Genomic DNA, 5,897 nt, shown 5'->3' on the forward strand with positions numbered 1-5,897 from the left:
CTTTGAACCCACCGTGCGCAATGGCCGCATCTACGCCCGTGGCAGCACCGACGACAAGGGGCAGGCGTTCGCCCATGTCAAGGGCGTGGAACTGCTGCTCTCGCAAGGCGAACTGCCACTGAATGTCAAGTTCATTCTGGAAGGCGAGGAAGAAATGGGCAGCCCCAGCATCATCCCTTATCTGGAAGCCCATAAGGATGACCTCAAGGCCGACGTGATTGTGGTTTCCGACGGCAGCCGCTTTGCCAAAGACGTGCCGACCATCACCTACGGCCTTCGCGGCCTGAGTTACGTCGAAATCCGCGTCCAGGGGGCCAATCGAGACCTCCACAGCGGCAGCTACGGCGGGGCCGCGCCTAATCCCATCAACGCGCTGTGCGAAATCATCGCCAGGCTCAAAGACGACCAGGGCCGCGTGACCATTCCGGGCTTTTACGACGGCATCGAGCCGCTGACCGACGAGGAACGTGGCATGTGGGCCAGCCTGCCTCACAATGACCAGGACTTTATGAACAGCATCGGCGTGTCGGCGCTGCCCGGCGAAGAGGGCTACACCACGCTGGAACGCATCTGGGGCCGCCCCACGCTGGACGTAAACGGCATCTGGGGCGGCTACCAGGGCGAGGGCAGTAAGACCGTGATTGCCGCCAAAGCGGGCGCGAAGGTCAGTATGCGACTGGTGCCGGGGCAAGACCCCACCCGGATTACGCGGCTGATTCAGGACTACGTGGCGACCATCGCTCCGGCAGGCGTGAGGGTGGATGTTATTGACTACCACGGCGGCCAGCCCATGAAATTCAAGACCGACAGCCCCTTCATCAAGGCGGCTGACCGGGCGCTGAAGCGGGTGTACGGACGCGGCGCAGTGTTTGGCCGTATGGGGGGCAGCATTCCGATTGTGGCGGCATTTGTCGACATCCTCAAAACCGAGGTGCTGTTCGTGGATCTGGGCCTGAACGAGGACGCGCCGCACAGCCCCAACGAGAGCTTTGCCGTAGAGGACTACCACAATGGGATTTTGACGAGTGCTTACCTGCTACAGGAACTGGGAAAATGAGGCTTGTCAGTCGCTCCTGGGTACAGCAGCGCGGAGCCGAGGAAAGCGCCCAAATCCGCGCTGCTCCGCACCTCTACGAATCCACTTTGGCCAGTCGCTCCTTTTTGCCTTCCCGGTTCACTCGGGGTAGAGGTGCAGCATGACGCACGCTCTATCCGGCAGGTACTTAGCTTGTGGCTTGTAAACGCAAAAGCAAGCGCTTAAGCCGCAGCATGGTGTTTCCACAGGCCACAGCGCAGGCCACGGGCCACACGCCCGGCGCGGAGCGCCCATGCGCCTAGCCTTCCTGGCTTCCCACGGCGGCAGCGCAGCCCGGCACATCACCCAGGCGTGCCAGACTCAGCAACTGGACGCCGTGCCCCTGGCCCTGGCCAGCAACAACAGCAAGTCTCTGGCACTGGTCTGGGCACAGGCGGCGGGCCTCCAGACCGCTCACCTGAGTAGCGCGAAATACCCCAACCCTGCCGCGTTGGACACTGCCATCCGCGATTTTCTGGTGGGCAGCGGGGCCGATACGCTGGTGCTTAGCGGCTACATGCGCGAACTGGGGCCGCGCACGCTGGAGGCGTTTGCCGGGCGGCTGGTCAACATCCACCCCAGCCTGCTCCCCCGGCATGGTGGGCGGGGAATGTATGGCGACCACGTTCATGAGGCGGTGCTGGCCTCCGGTGACACCGAGAGCGGTGCGAGCGTGCATCTGGTCACGGCGGGCATCGACGAAGGGCCGGTGTTAGCGCAGGCGCGGGTGCCGGTGCTGCCGGGCGATGACCTCGCTAGCCTCAAGTCGCGGGTGCAGGCGGTTGAGGGCGAGCTGATGCTCACGGCTTTACAGCTGCTGGCCCACCACCAACCTTAGAGCCTTTTGCAAAAAGATGGTCAAAAGAGCACCATCTTTTTGCCGAGTAGAACGAGTGAAAAAGAAAGAGCAGAACGTAGAATAAAGGGGGCGGCGGTGTTGTTCCGACGTGCCCATCATTCGGAGAACGTCTCTAAGCGTCTCGGCAGGCATAAGGGCAAAAGCCAGAATGTCTGCGATTACGGACACTCTGAACAGACACCAACAGAGCAGGAAACTTGCACTTAGTGGCCTTATATCGACTAGAGCACTAGCCCGACCTGCCCACAATAAGATTAGAATATTCTCATGAGTTTAGAGGGTGAAGCCTCAAGCAGCTTTCTCATTACAAAACTCTTTCTCTCTATGGGGACAAGCTTTTCAGGGCACATCCTTGAAGGCCATTTCTAATAAATCACACATGAAGTCGTGGCAGCTACTATTCCGGGTATAAAACAAGCAAAAAAGTGCACCCATTAGTCTCGTCTATCACAGAATACTCATAGTGGGTAACTACCGTGAATGCAGGAAAGTCGGTTTAAGCCTTCTGCGCTTTAACTGATAATAAGGAGAACTAACATGCGTAACACTCTCATGATCTCGTCCATTCTTGCTCTGAGCCTCGGCGTTGCCGGTGCCCAGACCGCCGCTCCTGCCACTGCTGCGGCGACCACCCAGGTCACCCAGTTCAGCGACGTTCCTGCTGGCCACTGGGCCAAGGACGCCGTTGACAAGATCGTTTCCTGCGGCCTGATCCAGGGCTTCCCCGACGGCACCTACCGTGGTAACGAGAACCTGACCCGTTACCAGGCTGCCCTCATCTTCCACCGCCTGCTGACCAGCGACGCTATGGCCAAGTGCGGCTTTAGCGGCAGCGACATGACCACCATCGTCAACGGCATGCAGGAAGTCAGCACTGAGCTGGCGGCTATCAGCACCCGTGTGGGGGATCTCGAGAAGACCAACTCCGATCAGGAAGCCCGCATCAAGGCCCTGGAAGACAAGATCGCCGGTCTGGATAGCGGCGCTGCCAGCAGCGACGTCACTGCGCTGACTGCCCGTGTCACGGCCCTCGAAGACGCCATCAAGAACATCCCCGCTGGCCCCCAGGGTCCTAAGGGCGACAAGGGTGATAAGGGCGACAAAGGCGACAAGGGCGATTCCGCTTCTGTCTCCGTGACGACCGGCGCTCCTGTTAGCCAGGTTACGCCTCCCAGCACCGTTATCATCGGCGACGTGATCCCCAGTGTCAGCGCCAAGAACTACTACGCTGGCGTGGCCGTCGGTGCCCGAACTAACGACAAGGACACGAATTCCTGTAACACCAAGACTGATGGATCCGGTGACGGCACCAGTTACTGCGTGACCGCTGGCGGCTTCATCGGTGCCAAGAGCGTCTTTGGACCTATCGGCGCACGTATCGCCGCTGAATATCAGCCCGGCCACAAGGCCACCAGCGGTGAAATCGCTGCGACCTACAACATGGACCTGGGGACCAACTTCGGCGTCTACGCTGGTCTGGGTGCCGGTGTAACCAGCAGTCCCCTGTGGGGCAACCTGAACAACAGTAACGCCTCTGACATCTACGGCCTCGGTCTGGTCGGCGTTGAGTACATGGCGACCGACAGCATCGGCGTATTTGTCGAAGGCAACGGCCGCTACTACTTCAGCAACAAGGGTATGGGTACCAACCTCGCCTATACCGTTGACGAGAAGGCAAAGGGCTTCACTGGCGCTGTTAAGGCTGGCGTCAAGTTCTACTTCTAAGCCACAACGCTTAACCAAAAAAGGCCTCTTCGGAGGTCTTTTTTATTGTCTACTTATCTTGTGCCGCACTCTGCTGCTTTTACGGCTGCCATTACTGCTGGCGGACAATCGCGCCGCTTCGGGTCGGACAAGGCAGCCGCACTTCTTAGCGGTCAAACCCTACTGCAACGGGTAGCAGAGAGCCTGGGAGCCGCAAATCAAAAAATTCTGATTGCCCCCCTGGGCCGTTACGGTTTACCCGGCTGGGCCACTCTCCCCGACACCCGATCAGGTGAGGGGCCGCTGGCCGGGCTGGAGCTGGCGCTGCATCTTGCCCATCATGAATGGGTAGCTTTTGCCGGAGTCGATCAACCCCTGCTGACTCCGGCCTACTGGCAGGTGCTGTACGCCGCCCGGTGTCCCGACTGTTTAAGTGTGCAGGCACTCGACCCCAGGGGGCAGCGGCACCCATTGGCCGCGCTCTATCACATCAGCCTTTTGCCCGGTATCACGGCCCAGCTAGATGCTGGAGAAAGGCGGCTCCGGCTGGCCTGTCCTGCACAGAAAATCAGGGAAGTGACGGGCCTACCAGAAATGTTTTTTCGAAATATTAATCACGTTGAAGACCTGGAACGGCTGGAACAGTCTTGCGAACAGCTGAGGCGGTTGCTGTAGCTCTGTTGCAGCCCTGCATATACCTGTACCGCAAAACCTGTATTTTTCTTCTCGCCTTCACTCGGATTGAATCGGCAGTAACCAGGTTCAATCGGCAGCCCGTATTATTTACCCACGCAAAAGTTGCTGAATACGGCGTCTACTACGTCCTCCTGTACGTCGCGGCCTGTCAACTCGACCAGCGCACGCAGGGCTTCTTCCAGTTCGTATCCGGCCAGGTCATCCGGCAGGTCGTGAGCCAGTTCGAGGTGCTGTAAGGCGCGGCGGGCGGCGTCGGCCTGGCGCTCAGTAGTCAACCACGCCTCAGCGCGACTGGAATCGCCAATTAACATATTCCGCACGGTATCGCGCAGTTCTGGCAGGCCCGCCCTGGTAACTGCGCTGACGCTTAAAACCTGCGGGTCATGCCACATCAGCGGCAAATCTCCCTTGGTCTGGACCCGGATCACTCTGGCTTGCGGCGGCAACGGCGTAGGCAAAGGCTCACGCGGCAAGCTGCCGTCTTCAAGGGCCAGAATCAGGTCGGCATGTTCGGCGAGTTTCACCGCCTGCTGCACGCCCGCCGCTTCGACCTCGTCGCTTGTTTCACGGATGCCCGCCGTATCGACCAGCGTTACCGGCACCCCTGCCAGCTCTAATCCAGCTTCCAGATAATCACGGGTGGTGCCGGGAATGGCCGTAACGATGCTCCGCTCATAGCCCAGCAGAGCATTGAGCAGACTGCTTTTGCCCGCGTTGGGCCTGCCGATTAGGGCCAACCGTGCGCCACGGGTCGCCACCTGCCCCGCCTGCGCCGTGCCAAGGAGTGCGCGTAGATCGGCGCTGGCCTGCGCCAATGGCACAAGCCGGTCCTCGTCGGGCACGCCTTCTTCCGGGTAATCGAGCATGGCTTGAATAGCCGCCAGGGTACGGGTAATACTGCGCGCAATCTGTTCGACACGCTGCCCTAGCGCTCCGCTGAGGCCAAGCGCCCCCTGCCGCCGCGCCATTTCGGTTCCGGCATTCACCAAGTTAAGCACGGCCTCGGCCTGGGCCAGATCGAGGCGGCCCGCCAGATAAGCCCGCAGCGTGAATTCGCCGGGCCGGGCCGGGCGGGCGCCGAGCTGCACCACTTGCGTCAGTACCCGCGCCAGCACCGCCGGACTGCCGTGGGTCTGGAACTCGGCCACATCGTCGCCGGTATAACTGTGCGGGCCGCGAAACACCAGACAAAGCCCTTCGTCGAGCACCTCGGCCTCTGCCGAAAGCAGCGTTCCAAACAAAAAGCGCCCGCCCTCTACCCGGCTGGGCCGCCGCTTGCCCCGGAACAGCTGATCGGCGATTGCCAGGGCCGCTGGGCCACTGACCCGGACAATCCCCACACCCGCGCTCCCCGGCGCGGTGGCGATGGCGGCGATGGTATCGGTCAGACCAGTGCGAGTCACAGAGGCCAGGGTAACACCCCCGGTTCGGCAAAAGAAAAAACCCGCCCCCGTAGACGAGCTTTCAAGAAGCGCGGGGGCCAGTCTCAGAGGCTGTCTGAGGCCCTAACCATGGGAAATGTTTTAGGCTTTAACGGTGGAACGCGCAGCTTACCCTAGCGAC

5 protein-coding genes are annotated in these 5,897 nt (G+C 60.5%); 4 read left to right on the forward strand and 1 reads right to left on the reverse strand.

Going from position 1 to position 5,897, the window contains the following annotated elements:
- The 4 genes from QZ269_RS11455 to QZ269_RS11470 all read left to right on the forward strand — a co-directional run.
- On the forward strand, positions 1-1,057 hold a 1,057-nt coding region (locus tag QZ269_RS11455; RefSeq protein ID WP_291426837.1), incomplete at its 5' end, for a M20/M25/M40 family metallo-hydrolase.
- 271 nt (positions 1,058-1,328) lie between these two features.
- Entirely contained in the window at positions 1,329-1,913 is a 585-nt protein-coding gene (locus QZ269_RS11460) for a phosphoribosylglycinamide formyltransferase (protein ID WP_291426838.1), read from the forward strand.
- A gap of 558 nt (positions 1,914-2,471) precedes the next feature.
- A complete protein-coding gene (locus tag QZ269_RS11465) occupies positions 2,472-3,659 on the forward strand; it encodes an S-layer homology domain-containing protein (RefSeq protein WP_291426839.1) in 1,188 nt (395 codons plus the stop codon).
- A gap of 45 nt (positions 3,660-3,704) precedes the next feature.
- A complete protein-coding gene (locus QZ269_RS11470) occupies positions 3,705-4,313 on the forward strand; it encodes a molybdenum cofactor guanylyltransferase (RefSeq protein ID WP_291426840.1) in 609 nt (202 codons plus the stop codon).
- 104 nt (positions 4,314-4,417) lie between these two features.
- Here QZ269_RS11470 and mnmE read toward each other — a convergent pair whose 3' ends face one another.
- A complete protein-coding gene (gene mnmE, locus QZ269_RS11475; protein ID WP_291426841.1) occupies positions 4,418-5,737 on the reverse strand; it encodes a tRNA uridine-5-carboxymethylaminomethyl(34) synthesis GTPase MnmE in 1,320 nt (439 codons plus the stop codon).
- Between the last annotated feature and the right edge of the window lie 160 nt (positions 5,738-5,897).

The organism is Deinococcus sp., from assembly GCF_018260405.1.
GTDB lineage: Bacteria > Deinococcota > Deinococci > Deinococcales > Deinococcaceae > Deinococcus.